Source organism: Mycobacterium paragordonae, assembly GCF_003614435.1.
Taxonomy (GTDB): Bacteria; Actinomycetota; Actinomycetes; order Mycobacteriales; family Mycobacteriaceae; genus Mycobacterium; species Mycobacterium paragordonae.
Map to the genome: position 1 here is coordinate 259,789 of NZ_CP025547.1, position 12,321 is coordinate 272,109.

Here is a 12,321-nt window from a genome sequence, read left to right on the forward strand (position 1 = left end):
TTTCTAGCCCGACCGCGGCCACCGAACTCGAAAATAAGCTGGACTCATTTACCGGGTAGACGCATCAACGCGATTTCGGGGCCCGCGATGGACACGACACGACAGTGTGAGGCTTATTCACATTTGCATTCCGTGTGCATAGAGTTGGCCGATCGAATCGTCTCGTTGAGTGTTGGGAGCCGCAGATGTCGACCTACCTGATCGCTGCACCCGAGGCCCTGGCCGCGGCGTCAGCGGATCTGAACGGGATCGCCGAGACGGTCGGGAAAGCGACAGCGTCGGCGGCGCCGTCGACCACGGAGATCGCGGCCGCTGCCGCTGACGAGGTGTCCGCGGCGATTGCCCGGATGTTCGGCGGCTACGCCCAGTCCTATCAGTCGGTGGGCGCCCAGATTGCCTTATATCAGAAGCAGTTTCAGCAGACGCTGCTCTCGGGGGCGGGTGCGTACGCTGCCGCCGAGGCCGTGAACGGACTGTCGCTGCAAACCTTCGAACAGGCCGTGGGACAGTCGCTCCAAGAAGCGGTGGATGCGGTGAATGTGCCGGTGCTGGCGCTGACCGGGCGCCCGCTGATCGGCAATGGCGCCAACGCCGCCCCGGGGACAGGGGGCAACGGCGCACCCGGCGGGTGGTTGATCGGTGACGGCGGGGCCGGCGGGTCGGGTCAGGCCGGGCCCCTGCTCGGTTACGGCGGCGGGGCCGGCGGGGATGCGGGACTGATCGGCACTGGCGGAGCGGGTGGGGCGGGAGGCACCGCCGGGGGCGGTGGTGTCGGCGGGCATGGCGGTTTGCTGCTGGGCAGCGGCGGGATAGGCGGGGCCGGCGGTTTCGCGGCAACGGGTACCGCTGGTGCCGGCGGGGCGGGCGGAGTCGGCGGGTTGTTCGGTGCCGGCGGCGCCGGCGGGACCGGCGGATACGCCGCGGCCGGGGCCGGCGGGGTCGGCGGGGCGGGCGGCGCCGGAGGTGTGCTCAGTGGGTTGGTCGGCGCCGGAGGCGGGGTCGGCGGAGCCGGCGGGGTCGGGGTCAGCGGGGGTACCGGTGGGGCCGGCGGGGCCGGCGGACTGCTGTTCGGTGCCGGCGGCGGCGGTGGAACCGGCGGATTGGGCGGCACCGGTGGAGGCGGTACCGGCGGGGCCGGAGGTGCGGCCGGTCCGTTGTTCGGCAACGGTGGCGTCGGGGGCACCGGCGGCACCAGCTTCGGTGGTGACGGCGGAGCCGGCGGAAGCGGCGGCCACGCCGGCTGGCTGTTGGGCTCCGGTGGCGCGGGTGGGGCCGGGGGCAGCAACTTCGGCACCGGCACCGGCGGCCACGGCGGGGCCGGCGGCGACGCGGGCCTGATCGGTTTCGGCGGCACCGGTGGCGTCGGCGGGTTCTCCTCGGGCGGCAACGGCGGGGCCGGCGGTAGCGGCGGCGCAGGCGCCTTGGTGTTCGGCAGCGGCGGAGCCGGCGGGGCCGGCGCCCAGGCCGCCATGAACTACGACGGCGGAGCCGGGGGCGGCGGCGGCAAGGCCACGCTGTTCGGACTCGGCGGGAACGGCGGGGTCGGCGGACTCGGGACCACGCCGGGTGTAAACGGCGCGAACGGCGCTAACGGGCTGTTGCTGCCGTCCGCGGCGCTCAACGTGATCAACGCTCCCAGCGTGGCGCTGACCGGACGCCCGCTGATCGGCAACGGCACGCCAGGAGCGGCGGGCAGCGGAGCCGCCGGCGCTCCCGGCGGCTGGCTGCTTGGCGATGGCGGGGCCGGCGGTTCCGGCGCCAACGGCGTACCCGGCGGGGCCGGCGGTGCGGCCGCGCTGTGGGGCAACGGTGGTACCGGTGGGGCCGGCGGAGTCGGCGCATCCGGTGTGGGCCGCTCCGGTGGCCAGGGCGGCAACGGCGGCTTGTTCTTCGGCAACGCCGGGGGAGGTGGAGCCGGCGCGGTCGGCGCCGACGGCAATGGCGGCGGTGGCGGGGCCGGCGGCACCGGCGGGATCTTCGGCGGCGGTGGAGTCGGCGGTACCGGGGCCATGGCCGATCTCACGGTGCCTGGTGCGCGGGGCGGGGCCGGCGGCTCCGGCGGAGCCAGCGGCGCGCTGAGCGGGCTGGTCGGTGCGGTTGGCGGCACCGGCGGTGTCGGCGGAGCCGGTGACATCGCAGGCGCGGGCGGCGCCGGTGGGGCCTCGGGCATCGCCGGTTCGGTGTTCGGCGGCGGAGCCGGCACTATCGGCGGCTCGGTGGTTGGGGCCGGCGGTGCCGGCGGCGACGGTGGCGCGAGCCTGGGTGGCATCGGTGGTTCCGGTGGAACTGGCGGCGCGGGTGGACAATTCGCGGGTACCGGTGGTTCCGGTGGAGCCGGCGGATCGGTGCTGCTGCCCGTGGCTAACAGCGGCGGTGGGGGCCTCGGCGGAGGCGGCGGCGACGGCGGCTTGCTCGGTTCCGGCGGTTCCGGCGGTGCGGGCGGCGCGGTGGGAGCGACGCCACTCTTAACGATCCCTGGCGGCCATGGCGGCCTGGGTGGCAACGCGGGCCTGCTGGGTTCCGGCGGTGCCGGTGGGACAGGCGGCTACTCCGCCTCCGGCACCGGCGGGACCGGCGGCCACGGTGGGGTCGGCGGAGCGCTGTTGGGCAATGGCGGTCCCGGCGGGACCGGCGCCGAAGGTGCGCCCAACTTGATCAGCGGAGACGGCGGCATCGGCGGCAGCGCCCTGCTGATCGGCGACGGCGGCAATGGCGGCAACGCCGGCAACGCCGCGACGATGAGCCTCCTCGGCGGCCCCGGGACCATCGGTGCCCGCGGAACAGTGTTGGGCCTCAACGGGATTCCCGGGTTGCCCATGAGCCCGAACCTGTTGGTCAACGGGAGCTTCGAAATCGCCGCCCCGTCACCATCAGGCACCAGCTCGGTGACCTACCCAGGCTGGTCGGTCAGCGGCACCCCGACCATCATCGCCTACGGCACCCCCCGCGTCAGCTACGTGTTAGGAGTCTCGTTCCCGTTCCCCGACCTGCCGAGTTTCTTGGGCTTCCCTCAAACCTCGCCTCCGGGGGCGGGCGCCAACTTCGGTGGCGGCGGACCCGTGGCCACCTCCAGCATCAGGCAAACCGTCGACCTCTCCGCCGCGGCCGCCAAGATCAACACCGGCACCACGCCCTACACGCTCAGCGGGCTGCTCGGCGGCGCGCTCATCGACCCGTCCTCGACCTCTTTGCAGGTCACCTTCCTCAACTCCAGCGGCGCCGTGTTGGGCACCGGCTCCACTACCACGGTCTCGACGCTGGATCGTCTGGGAATCACCGGGTTCCAGCCACGATCCGTCTCCGGCACGATCCCGGTAGGCACCACCCAAGCGGTCGTCAGCGCCACCTTCAACGACGCCAACCCCATCCTGAACCACTACAACAACGCTTATGCGGACAACCTGTCGTTCACCGTCGGTGCGCCCGGCCTGACCCCGGCGACGTTGACGCCGCCGACGTCTCATGTCGGACAGCTCGATCACGTGTTCCTGATCTATATGGAAAACAAAGGGTTCACCGACATCGTCGGCAGTGTCAACGCCCCCTACACCAACAGCCTGATCGCCACCTACGGGTCAGCGAACAACTTCTACGCCAACAGCCACCCCAGCGCCCCCACCTACTTCCGGATCCTCGGCGGCTCAGACTTCGGAATCACCTACAACCCCAACCCGCCCTCAATCAATGCACCCAGCCTCATGCAAGAGATGGACGCCCAAAACATTTCCTGGGCCAACTACGCCCAAAGCATGCCCTACGCCGGCGCGCTGGTCTCCTCCGGTGACTACAGCACCTTTCAGATACCCGCAGCCCAATACAGTTACGTTTACAACAACACCGTCGCCTACCAACAGCAACACCTGCTCCCGTTGACGCAATTGACCACCGATCTAGCCAACGGGACCCCCGCGCGATTCAGCTGGATCGTCGCCAACAACGCCAACGACATGGAAGGCCCCGTCGACTCACCCCTCGGTGTCCTCAACTTCCTCGGCAGCCAACTCACCAACCACCAGTACAACGTCGCCGCAGGCGACGCGTTCCTGCAACAACAAGTCTCGCTCATCCAAAACTCGCCCACATGGAACAGCAACGAAAGCGACGCGATCATCATTACCTGGGACGAGGACTTCAACAACATCGGACTGGGAATCGGCAACCAAGGCAACCACGTCCCGACGATCGTCATCCCCAACGACTACGCCGTAACAACAGGCGGCATGCGATCAGGACAATTCATCACCAACTCCTACTACGACCAATACAGCCTCATGTCGACAATCGAATACGCGCTAAGCCCCACGGCCGGAACTCCATTTACGACGTTGACCAACAATGATCTGTACGCGACGCCGATGAATGACTTCTGGAATTAGTGTCAAGCACGCGCCAACGCGGCGATTGAAGAGTGCTGCCGCATGCTGCGCCTGCCGACTATCCGGCATCGCTTCGCTCGAATCGCTGCAACCGCCGAGTGCGAGCAGCTGTCCTAACTCGAGTTTCTCGCGGTGCTGGTAATAGCTGGATGCGACGGCCGAACTCGTCGTCGCGCCGTCCCAGGCGTCCGCAGTGCTAGGTTTCCACGGCTGAAACGGCAGAAGGAGCTATCTTTTGACGCCAACCGGCATCACCCCCGCGTTTGTCCGCCAGTTCGGACCTGGTCCTGGTTCAAGGCCATACACCCCGAGTTTTTGACCGGTCATTCCGGCCCCGGCGACAGCCATCTCCTCATAGCGTTTGGCGCCATGGCCGCCGAAGCCGGCTACCGCGTGCGCTACACGTTGGTCAGCAAGCTTTTGACGAGCTGGTCGAAGCCACCGACGACAAGCATTTGGCCAAACTGATCAACCGCTACGGTGCATTGCTCCGCTCCTCTGCGAAGAAGGTGGGGATATGCGACTGATGACATTCGCCGGACAATCATCGAGAACGCCACTTTTAACCGCCGGGCCCACGCGCAGAGCCCAGTCCCGCAAGCTCAGCCTGGCACAGCGAACTTCCCAGCGGATTACCAATCCTACTGAAGCGTCGCGACCTGAATCGCCCTGGTTCTGCCGGAGACTCGGGCTATTGGATTCCGATCAGTGGTTGGTCGGTCCGTTGTGCATCGTAGAACGCGGCTTCGAACTCGACCGGTGGAATGTCGTTGAGGTAGCCGTGGAGGCGGCTGGTGTTGTGCCAGTAGACCCAGCCCAGGGTGGCCAGCTCGACGTCCTCGACGGTCCTCCACGGCCCGCTGCGGGCGGGCCCGTAGATCAACTCGGCCTTGTAGTAACCGTTCACCGTCTCCGCCAGAGCGTTATCGAAGCTGTCCCCGACCGACCCGATCGAGGGGACCGCGCCAATCTCGGCGAGCCGCTCACCGTATCGGATGGAGGTAAACTGCGATCCCGCATCGGAGTGACATGTCAAGCCCGCCAACAGGTTTCCGCGTGACCAACGCGCCATCTCCAACGCATCGAGCACCATCGTGGTGCGCATGTGCGTGGCGACTCGCCAGCCGACGATTATCCTGCTGAAGGCATCGACGATAAAGCAGACGTAGGCCACCCCAGCCCAGGTCGGCACGAACGTCAGATCCGTCACCCAGAGCTGATTCGGCGCGTTCGCCGTGAACTTGCGCCCGACCAGATCGGGGTGTCGCGCCGCGGCGGGATCCGGCGTGGTGGTGCGCACGCGTTTGCCGCGCCGCGCCCCTGCGATGCCGGCGGCCCGCATCAGCCGTGCGACCTGGTCCCGGCCGACGTCGTGGCCGGCCCGACGTGCCGTTTTCCACAGCTTGCGGGCCCCGTATACCCGGTAGTTGTCCTCCCAGAGCCCTACCAGGACCGGCCCAAGCTCTGCGTCGCGCTGGGCGCGGGCTGACGGGGCGCGGGTCTTGGTGTCGTAGTAGGTGCTCGGGGCCATCGACACCCCTGCAGATCGCAGGACGGTGCAGATGGGCTCGACCCCGAACTCCTCGCGGTGGGCGTCGATGAAGTCCACTATTTCTTGTGTTGGCGGTCGAGCTCCGCCCCGAAAAAACTGGCCGCGCGTTTCAGTATTTCGTTGGCGCGCTTGAGTTCTCGGTTCTCTTGTTCCAGCTCCTTGATCCGGGCAGACTCCGCGCTGGACACCCCGGGAGCGTACCCGTCGTCGATGTCGGCTTGGCGCACCCAGGAACGCACCGACTCCACGCCGTACCCCAATTGGCGAGCCACCCGCGACACCGTGCCCTGCTCGGTGCCCAACTCGGCGCGCAGGGCTCGGACCATCCGCACCGCAGCGGCCTTTTCCTCCGGGCTGTAGCGACGCGCCGTGGGCTTCCCAGACGACTGTTCCTTCGGCATACCTGCATCCTCGTTTCCAAGGTCAGGAGCCTCCGGGATTTCCAGGGCGATTCAACCTGCCAAAGCGTTACTGGTCGTTGGCGTCACGCCAGCCTGCCAAATTTCGGGCCGCAGCCGGCCGTGGTCGGGTACTGCCAAGCCACAAGTGCGCGCCCAGGCACGGACCACGGCTGTACTGGGTGCGGGCGTGGCAGACGCCTGGTCGAGGTCGCCGACATTGATCTGAATTGATTGAACACTTGCAGTGCAGGCTGTTCGGTGGATGCCCAGTCGTGCGCGGCGGCCAAAAAACCGGGAGGTCCATTCCTCGGCAAGTTGACAGGTTTCGCAGAACACCATCGGCACGTTAGGTCAACGGATTTGTAGTTCGGCCAGCCCGTCGGCCACCACAGCGGGTCGGACGCGATCAAGGGTGAACACCCGCGAGTAGCGGTCTTCAACAACTACGGCCGCGCGTGGCAGCGCACTCAGGTCGGCGATCTGATATCGCAGCTTGCCGCTGGTGAGACTGGCGACCAGAACGGCCAGCGATTTTCGCTCCACCGAGGCGATCAACTGCGAGTCGATGATGAGTCCATAGTCTCCACAAGGCAAAATAACGCTCGTGCGAATCTACAACGATCGACAGCGACGACGGGCCGCGCCTGCTGATTGCCGGTAGTTTCCATCACGTCTCCGGTTCGCCGCGTATGCGCCGAAACACCGCGATCGCTTGGCTGCGTGGACATCCCGATCTGGTGACGCACGACAAGCACTCCCCCGCCGAACATCCGATCCACGAAGACATCCAGCCGCACGGTTGGCCGGAACTGTGGATCTACGTGAGCGCGGACGGTTGGCACCTTGCGCTCGCTATTTGCCGCGACCTTCTCAATCCGCAGGCGGTGCACGCCCTTAGCGAAGCCGGCGCCAATCTCGTGCTGGCGCCTGCGATGAGTGAACGCCTGACACCGTTCACAGGCCAGATCGCACACCTGGTCCTGCCGCAAAAATCGGGTAATGACGCCGCCGATCCGCGCTACGTGATCACGGTGCGTGGCGTCGCATATCGGATGAGCCGCGGGGCATGAAACCGCCACTCCCGTTGCACGCCAGACACTCTCAGCCGCACCGCCGGCCAGGGCTCGGCATCGGCAGGTAATTTCTATCGGCTAAGCCGTGGTGCTCGACGCCGGTTTGGCCAAAACCGGATCCCGCATCGTCCCGATCTCGGGGCTGGGTGCTCGGCGAGTTCCGAGGATGATCTCGGCCGGTCATCACCCATAGGGCGGGTACACAAGCACCGGCACCTGTCCATCACGGAGATCCACCAGCGGCTGTGTGGCTGAGGCGAGCCGTTGCACGCGAGACTGCTGAGGCCAGCTTGTGGTATTTAGCTGCGCCCTCGGCGGCGCCAACATTCTTGCCTGCGGCGCTGCGGGCACCGATGACAGGGAATGGGCCTCGACCGCGCAGAGCACGCCGATCACCAGCATCACGGCCGCGACGCCGGCGGCCGTCCAGGTGATCAGGCGTGACTGGCGCCGCCGCCAGGTCACCTCGGCCAGCAACGACGACAGTAAATCCGGAGTCAGCGATAACTCTCCGGAAGCGTCGCCCCCTCCGATTGCCGCCGCCTGGTCGCAGTCGAGCCGCGACAACAAGGCACATATGCTGCTCAGTTCGGCGACGGCGTCCCGGCATGAGGTGCACCCAGCAATGTGTGCTTCGAATTCCCGTCGGTCGGCGTGTGACAGCGATCCCAGGATGTACGCGGCGTCCCACATCGCGTACGCGTGGCCAGATGGTTCAGCGTCAAGCGGCATCGCGGGCCGCCGTACTGAGGTCATCGTGTCAGCCCTATTCCATGCGGTGTGAGTCGCAATGCCTGGTGGCGTAGCGGAGCCGCGTTGTCACGAGAGCTTTGGCGATGCCGAGAGACGCGGCGATTTGCGCCGTGGCCTTCTGGTGGTGAGACCGGCTGCCTCGCAACTATTGCGCCGCATCTCTCGTTGGCGATCATGATGGGGGCGGTAGTGAGCAGCCAACAGCCCCTGGCCGATCCGGCCCAGCGCACGCACGTCATGAATCCAACCTCCTTATGAGGAGACGAAGAATGGCCCCATTTCGTTCACAGGTGGCGACCCATAGTTGCGTTTCGGTAAGTAGTTACCGACAACTGGGTGATCGGGACATGTTCGTCGAATCGTGGCTCACCCGGTCGCGCCGCGGCGTGACCGGCGATGTTGCCATCACGCGCCACCAACGGGCGAAGCATCCTGCAGAAGTTCGACTTGTCGGACGGTTGAAGACCGTGTCGCCACGGAATGAACCACTTAACCGATACTCCTCGACGGTGATTGTCCGGGCCGATGGCTACTGCGCTGGCCATGCTGGTCATGAGCGTGTCTGCGGCAAATCGCGGCTTGGCGGCGCTATCGTTGCGAACACTGACCGCAGGTGCCTAGCAGCGTATGGCCTGATCGCTGCGCCGACGATCGGAACCGACGTCGACGCAGCTTGTTGTCCGCCAGCCGAGGAGCTCGATGACCGTCATCCATGGCATGCCAGCCCATGTTGTACTGCTGCACTTTGTGGTGGCGTTCGTGCCGCTGACTGCCTTACTGGAGATCGTGTGCGGATTGTGGCCGGGCGCCCGCCGAGGCCAGCTGTTGTGGCTCACGCTCATATTGGCCAGCGTCACAATGGTATTGACTCCCATCACTGCAAACGCTGGCCTGTGGCTTTACAACGTGACGGCCAATCCCACTTGTCAACGGCAACTGAAAACTGATCAGTTGTCGGCAATTGAAAATTGACCAGCTGGGGTCATTGGTCGTCGGCCGTGACGGTGGGGACGCGGCCGAGGTCTCGGTCTTTGATGCGGTAGCTGTCTCCTTTGAGTGCGATGACTTCGGCGTGGTGGACGAGGCGGTCGATCATGGCGGCTGCGACGACGTCGTCGCCGAATACTTCGCCCCACCGTCCGAACGGTTTGTTCGATGTGACTATGAGGCTGGCCCGCTCGTATCGGGAGGACACCAATTGGAAGAACAGGTTGGCGGCTTCGGGTTCGAACGGTATGTAGCCCACTTCGTCGACGACGAGCAGCGGATAGCGGGCGAGGCGGACGAGTTCGGCTTGCAGGGTTCCGCTGTGGTGGGCGGCGGCGAGCCGATCGACCCATTGCGACGCGGTGGCGAACATGACTCGGTGGCCGGCTTGGCAAGCGCGGATCGCGATGCCGGTCGCCAGGTGGGTTTTCCCGGTTCCTGGTGGTCCGAGGAACACCACGTTGTCTTTGGCGGTGACGAAGTCCAGCGTGCCCAGGTGGGCGATGACGTCGCGTTTGAGGCCGCGGGCGTGCTCGAAGTCGAACTCCTCCAACGATTTCCGTGATGGGAAGCGGGCGGCCCGGATGCGTCCTTCACCGCCGTGGGATTCTCGGGCGGACACCTCACGCTGCAGACATGCTGCCAGGAACTCTTCGTAGGTCCAGGTTTCGGTGCGGGCCCGTTCGGCGAGCCGCTCGACGGCCTCACGCAAGGTCGGGGCCTTCAAGGCCCGGGTCAGATACGCCAGTTCCGCGGTCACGTCGCGGCTGCCGGTGGTGGTCTTGGCTGCCATCACGCCACCGGTCCGTCAAGACCCAACAAGGTGTCGTAGTCGCTCAGGAGGCGTTGTTCTACCTCAACGTGCGATGGCGGCCCGATGACGTCAAAGTGCTTGCGCCGCAGCAGTTTGGCGGCCTGCACGTGGTCGGGATCGCTGACCGTCTGGTGTTTGGCCCAGATCCGGGCGTGGTCGGCGACCAGGGCGCCACCACACCACACTCGAACCCGGCCCAGGTCCGCGGTGATCTCGATGCGGCGACCGACCGCGACCGGGTGCACTGAGTAGTCGTTGCCGTCGCAGCGCACGTAATGATCCCGCGGCAACCGGGTCGAGGTCCGCCACCCAACCACTGGCCCGACTGGCGGCAGGGCCAGCATCGCCGCCTTGTCGGCCTCGATCCGGTCGGCGGGACGGCACCCCAGTACGCGGTGCTGGCGGTGATTGGCCCGCACCAGCCAGTCCTGCAGCTGGGTGTTGAAATCCGCCGGTGAGCCGAACGCCCGACCCGGCAAGAAGGCCCGCTCGAGGAAGTCGTGGAAGCGTTCGACCACACCCTTGGCTTCGGGGTCGCCAGGTTTGCAGATCAGCACCTTGGTGGCCAGGGTGCCGCGGAAAGCGTGGCACTGCCCGGTGAGTTCGGGTTGGCGGGCCCGCCAACGCCCGACCGCGCCTTCACCGTCCCATACCAACACCCGCGGGACGGCGCCCAACATCGAAAGATGCTGCCACCAGCCGGCATAGAGGTCTTCAGCGGTGCGGGTCGGGATTAACAACGCCGATGCCCAACGCGAATATCCGCACACCATCGTCAGCACCGGCAACTGTGTGGCGGTGCGGACCTGGCCGTATCCGACCGGCACCTCCACGTCGGGGAACCAGAAGTCGCACTGCGCAATTTCCCCAGCGACATAAGTCGTGCGTGACGCCGGATCCGGCGGCAGATAAAACGGTCGCAGCTCCCGCACTCGCTCACTAAGAGTGCGGATCGAATACGACCATCCGATCCGCTCGGCGATCACAGTGGCCGGCATCCGCGGATAAGCCGCCAACAACTCTCGAATCTTCGGCTCGGCCGCGTCCGCCACCGACCCCACCGGAGCACGCCGATACTTCGGCGGGCCATCGGAAACCAACGCCGACTTCACCGTGTTCCGCGAAATCCCCAACACCCGCGCAACCTCCGAAATCGGCAACTGCTCCGACCGGCACAACCGCCGGATCTCTGCCCAGTCCTCCACGCTCAACACTCGCTTCCTCCTTGGCCCATAGCCAAGGCTCTCCAGGAAGCTGGTCAATTTTCAGTTGCCGCGCAGTGGTCAGTATTCAGTTGCCGTCGACACCACTTCGATCTTGCGCGAACACGCCGCCCGTGGCAGCAGACTGATCTACTTCGCGGCGGCTCTGCTGGCGGTCGCGATCGGGCTCGTCGTGCTGCGCCTGAGGGAACACCGAACCGAAAAGCCCCGGGTGATCATCCATCTCACGGTGGGGATAATAGTTCTCGTCGTCGGGATCTCGTCGACGATCCAGGTCTACCGCGTGGCTGATATTGGCGGACATTCCGTCTGGGACGAGGAGTTAGAGCGAATGCAACAGTCTCGCGGAACTTAGCAGGCGGCTGAATCCTCTGGGAAACAGCGGCTTCCGGGTGCCGCAAATAACGCTTGGCGGACTTTGGGGTCATCTGACAGGTGCAGGCCGGCCTGCTGCCGTGGCGCGACGATCGCCAGCGTGACGTAAAGAACTGGACTGCCTGGGGATCAAGTAATCATCTCCAATCCGGTCCCGCGGCTCGCGGACCCAGCGGCATAACGCTGTTGGTGCTGGTGGGCGACCAGTCCTCGAATGTTTCGAAAACAGCCCAGGCGCGACCCACCCGAAACGACCGACTCGCGGCAACCTCACGGTGCTGCAGGCCCGGTTAACCCCTGCAAGGACATTCAACCTGCCTATCGCTGGCCACAATGCAACGGCAGCTCGGTGATCGTGAAGTTCGCGTTCCGTGGCTTGGCCATTACCGGTTTGGGGCGGCGGGCGTGAGGATCTATCTTCGCGACTGCCCTAACGATTGGCCAATAGCTGATTCAGGACTTTGTGCACTAGACCAGCCGTAGAGCCGACACGAGGCTGAAAACGTTGCTGCAGACGGAATTCCGCCGCGTAGGCCATGCGCAACCGACGTGTCCCGACTCGCTGAAGGAGGCCATGATGGCCACATTGAAGGACGAATTGACCGCCAAGGTCGTGGAATATGAGCATTGGGCCAAGCGCCGTCGCTTCGGCCGTTTGACCCCCATCGAATTCGAAGCAATCATGACCACACCGCGGTTCTACCCGATACCATCAGGCCACACCACAATCAGCCCTCAAGGCCGCCGTAACTTCGGGCTAAGTGCGA

9 protein-coding genes, 1 pseudogene and 1 other annotated feature are annotated in these 12,321 nt (G+C 65.8%); of the genes and pseudogenes, 4 read left to right on the forward strand and 6 right to left on the reverse strand.

Annotation, left to right across the window (positions count from 1 at the left end; genetic code table 11):
* Nucleotides 1-185 precede the first annotated feature (185 nt).
* Both C0J29_RS34920 and C0J29_RS31465 read left to right on the forward strand, forming a co-directional pair.
* Nucleotides 186-4,376, forward strand: a complete 4,191-nt coding sequence (locus C0J29_RS34920; protein ID WP_120795115.1) for a PE domain-containing protein — start codon at nucleotides 186-188, stop codon at nucleotides 4,374-4,376.
* Between the two features lie 132 nt (nucleotides 4,377-4,508).
* The gene (locus tag C0J29_RS31465; protein WP_236725537.1) at nucleotides 4,509-4,844 is read left to right on the forward strand and encodes an ATP-binding protein; all 336 of its coding nucleotides are present in this window, start codon (nucleotides 4,509-4,511) and stop codon (nucleotides 4,842-4,844) included.
* 223 nt (nucleotides 4,845-5,067) lie between these two features.
* On the opposite strand, the gene C0J29_RS31470 is transcribed toward C0J29_RS31465, so the two are convergent.
* A protein-coding gene (locus C0J29_RS31470; protein WP_120791948.1) for an IS3 family transposase occupies nucleotides 5,068-6,329 on the reverse strand; the annotation gives its coding sequence in 2 pieces (ribosomal slippage) (nucleotides 5,068-6,020 and nucleotides 6,020-6,329; 1,263 coding nt in all).
* Nucleotides 5,899-6,030, reverse strand: a sequence feature (AL1L pseudoknot). It overlaps the preceding gene by 132 nt.
* Nucleotides 6,330-6,680: 351 nt before the next feature.
* Nucleotides 6,681-6,923, reverse strand: coding sequence for an ERCC4 domain-containing protein (locus C0J29_RS34240; protein ID WP_242460706.1), 243 nt, complete (start codon nucleotides 6,921-6,923; stop codon nucleotides 6,681-6,683).
* A gap of 143 nt (nucleotides 6,924-7,066) precedes the next feature.
* Here C0J29_RS34240 and C0J29_RS31480 point away from each other — a divergent pair, with 143 nt between their 5' ends.
* Nucleotides 7,067-7,399, forward strand: a complete 333-nt coding sequence (locus tag C0J29_RS31480) for a hypothetical protein (RefSeq protein WP_236725535.1) — start codon at nucleotides 7,067-7,069, stop codon at nucleotides 7,397-7,399.
* Between the two features lie 186 nt (nucleotides 7,400-7,585).
* On the opposite strand, the gene C0J29_RS31490 is transcribed toward C0J29_RS31480, so the two are convergent.
* Nucleotides 7,586-8,095 carry a zf-HC2 domain-containing protein gene (locus C0J29_RS31490; RefSeq protein WP_120795116.1) on the reverse strand — a complete coding sequence of 170 codons (510 nt, stop codon included), beginning with the start codon at nucleotides 8,093-8,095 and terminating at the stop codon, nucleotides 7,586-7,588.
* A 759-nt stretch (nucleotides 8,096-8,854) separates the two neighbouring features.
* Between C0J29_RS31490 and C0J29_RS31495 the strand changes: the two are divergent.
* Nucleotides 8,855-9,079: pseudogene (locus C0J29_RS31495) on the forward strand (hypothetical protein); the annotation flags it as partial.
* 58 nt (nucleotides 9,080-9,137) lie between these two features.
* Here the strand turns inward: C0J29_RS31495 and istB are convergent.
* The 3 genes from istB to C0J29_RS33125 all read right to left on the reverse strand — a co-directional run bounded on the left by istB (nucleotide 9,138) and on the right by C0J29_RS33125 (nucleotide 11,483).
* On the reverse strand, nucleotides 9,138-9,935 hold the full coding sequence (istB, locus tag C0J29_RS31500) for an IS21-like element helper ATPase IstB (protein WP_084023409.1): 798 nt from the start codon (nucleotides 9,933-9,935) through the stop codon (nucleotides 9,138-9,140).
* A complete protein-coding gene (gene istA, locus C0J29_RS31505) occupies nucleotides 9,935-11,170 on the reverse strand; it encodes an IS21 family transposase (RefSeq protein WP_120791939.1) in 1,236 nt (411 codons plus the stop codon). Before istA ends, istB begins: the two co-directional genes overlap by 1 nt.
* A gap of 76 nt (nucleotides 11,171-11,246) precedes the next feature.
* Nucleotides 11,247-11,483 (reverse strand): hypothetical protein, encoded by a 237-nt coding sequence (locus tag C0J29_RS33125; protein WP_162951668.1) that lies wholly within the window; start codon nucleotides 11,481-11,483, stop codon nucleotides 11,247-11,249.
* Between the last annotated feature and the right edge of the window lie 838 nt (nucleotides 11,484-12,321).

Bases quoted from the DNA above. Each gene is read 5' to 3' on its own strand.
- C0J29_RS34920 (WP_120795115.1), top strand. From the start codon at position 186: ATGTCGACCTACCTGATCGCTGCACCCGAGGCCCTGGCCGCGGCGTCA.
- C0J29_RS31490 (WP_120795116.1), bottom strand. From the start codon at position 8,095: ATGTGGGACGCCGCGTACATCCTGGGATCGCTGTCACACGCCGACCGA.
- istB (WP_084023409.1), bottom strand. From the start codon at position 9,935: ATGGCAGCCAAGACCACCACCGGCAGCCGCGACGTGACCGCGGAACTG.
- C0J29_RS33125 (WP_162951668.1), bottom strand. From the start codon at position 11,483: ATGTCCGCCAATATCAGCCACGCGGTAGACCTGGATCGTCGACGAGAT.